This window comes from Mesorhizobium vachelliae (assembly GCF_033977325.1).
GTDB classification, from domain to species: Bacteria; Pseudomonadota; Alphaproteobacteria; order Rhizobiales; family Rhizobiaceae; genus Mesorhizobium; species Mesorhizobium vachelliae.
Window position 1 is genome coordinate 1 of the sequence record NZ_JAVIIR010000058.1, and the last position, 2,049, is coordinate 2,049.

Consider the following 2,049-nt stretch of genomic DNA (forward strand, 5'->3'; position numbering starts at 1 on the left):
GTCCGAGTGTCGCTCACGCGGCTCTCTTGAATTCTTCAGAGGGCAAACCTAGAAGCGAACTTCTCTGCCGCCAGCGGCGCACCGCCCTCGTTCGTGGGCCGTATATAGTCGCCACCCGATCGAACTGTCAACAGCCAAGATCGCTCTTTTTTCGATTTCTCGTAGAGATATCCACGGAGGGAAAATGGTAAGCTGGCTTGGTTGAATTTTAGCCGGCGATCCGTTGCCAGCCATTCCGGGCGATAGCAGCCACAACCATTCCGCCGGACGGATGCGTTCAACCCAAAAATCGCCTGCAGCGCTTAGCCGAATGTCGACTGCGGCGCCCGACCGAACCTCGATTTAGAGCCGTTCTTCGAGCAATTCGGGCGTGATGTTCCTGCCTGCGTAGAAGATGCCCAGGATCAGCACGCGCTCGCCATCGACAGCGAAAACGATACTGACCGCGCGACGATAACCGATGATCCGCAGCCCCGGCATGATCTCCACCCGCTCAGTGCCGCGCTGTGGAAAAGTCGACAAGCCCAGGCAATGATCGCGAATGCCCACGACAAAATTCCATGCAATCGCCGGCGACGCACGGTCGGCTATATCCTCATAGAGTTGCTGGAGTTCGGCTTCCGCCTTCGCGTGGAAGACAATCCGGTATTCCATCCCCTACTTGGCTTTCGCCTGCCTCGCGCGATGACGGGCCTCCAGCCGGGAAAACACCGTTTCAGCCGGGACTCCCTTTGCCGGATCCTGCTGAAGCTCGGCCATGCGCGATGGGATCTCCTCGCGCAGCCATTTCTCCCGCTCTGCCTCAAAATCCTCGAGCATACGCAGGCCCGCGCGAACGACCTCGCTGGCATTGTTGTAGCGGCCCGATTCGAGCTGCCTCTTGATGAAGCGCTCATAGTGGTCGCTCAAAGCGTAGTTAGGCATCGGAGTCTCCCGGAAAAATATGGAGCCAAGCGCGAAGCATAGCAATAGATAGCAAAAACTGACAGCCTTGATTGATTCGGACGCACTTCATCCTTTGCGATTCGGTGGAAGGCACCACCGAGTCGGGCAGCAATCGAAATGTCGATCAACGCCGACGCCCGATCGAGGATCGCGGCGCGCTTTAGCCGGGTGTACCCCGCCGCTTCAGCGCGCGGCCCACGCCAGCCCGCGGCGCAGGATGGTGCGCATCTGCGGCACCTCGAACTCCGCGGCCACATGACCCAGTGAGGAATAGAACACCCGCCCCTTGCCGTGTCTACGCTTCCACACCACCGGCATGACGACGCCGTCGATCCACGGCGCATATTCGCCGGAGAAGGTGGTCGTCGCCAGCACTTCGTTCGACGGGTCGACATGCATGTAATATTGTTCGGAGCGGTAGGGGAAATCGTCGATGCCTTGCATGACCGGGTCGTCGCGCCGCGTCACCTTTACATTATAGTCGATGATGTTGCCCGGATGCGCGACCCATTGCCCGCCGCACATGAACTGATAGTCGGGCGACTCGCGAAACGCGTCGCCCATGCCTCCATGATAGCCGCCAAGGCCGACGCCGTTTTCGACCGCTTTCGTCAGGTTGGCTTCTTCCACTTTGGTGAGCTTGGACATCGTGTAGATCGGCACGATGAGGCTGAGCTCGGCGATCGCCGGGTCGGCGAAGACTGCGGTCGTGTTCTCGACACGCACGGCAAAGCCTTCTTCCTCGAGCATCGCCTTGACGACACGAGCGCCGGCTTCGGGTTCGTGGCCCTCCCAGCCGCCCCATACGATCAGCGCCTGCCGCATCTTCCACTCCTCTTACGTCAGCGCCGCGGCCGAATGTATGGCGCTCGGGCGCCGAGCGACCATCGCTGCAAAGCTCCGCCGAGTCGAGTTGGAAAGAAGCGCAGGGCCAAACAACAAAAGAGCCCGCTTGATGCGGGCTTTTTTGTTGTTTGGTTGCGGGGACAGGATTTGAACCTGTGACCTTCAGGTTATGAGCCTGACGAGCTACCGGGCTGCTCCACCCCGCGTCACCAACGAGCAAGCGTTTGCTTGCGACTACGAGCAAGCGTTTGCTTGCGA

General features: G+C 59.8%; 3 protein-coding genes and 1 tRNA gene. All 4 read right to left on the reverse strand.

What is annotated here, in order from left to right:
- Window positions 1-342: 342 nt before the first annotated feature.
- The 4 genes from RFM41_RS33965 to RFM41_RS33980 all read right to left on the reverse strand — a co-directional run bounded on the left by RFM41_RS33965 (window position 343) and on the right by RFM41_RS33980 (window position 1,997).
- The gene (locus tag RFM41_RS33965) at window positions 343-654 is read right to left on the reverse strand and encodes a type II toxin-antitoxin system RelE/ParE family toxin (protein WP_320253508.1); all 312 of its coding nucleotides are present in this window, start codon (window positions 652-654) and stop codon (window positions 343-345) included.
- A 3-nt stretch (window positions 655-657) separates the two neighbouring features.
- Window positions 658-924 carry a type II toxin-antitoxin system ParD family antitoxin gene (locus tag RFM41_RS33970; RefSeq protein ID WP_320253507.1) on the reverse strand — a complete coding sequence of 89 codons (267 nt, stop codon included), beginning with the start codon at window positions 922-924 and terminating at the stop codon, window positions 658-660.
- Between the two features lie 204 nt (window positions 925-1,128).
- Window positions 1,129-1,770 (reverse strand): ThuA domain-containing protein, encoded by a 642-nt coding sequence (locus tag RFM41_RS33975; protein WP_320253506.1) that lies wholly within the window; start codon window positions 1,768-1,770, stop codon window positions 1,129-1,131.
- A 150-nt stretch (window positions 1,771-1,920) separates the two neighbouring features.
- A tRNA-Met gene (locus RFM41_RS33980) sits at window positions 1,921-1,997 on the reverse strand.
- Between the last annotated feature and the right edge of the window lie 52 nt (window positions 1,998-2,049).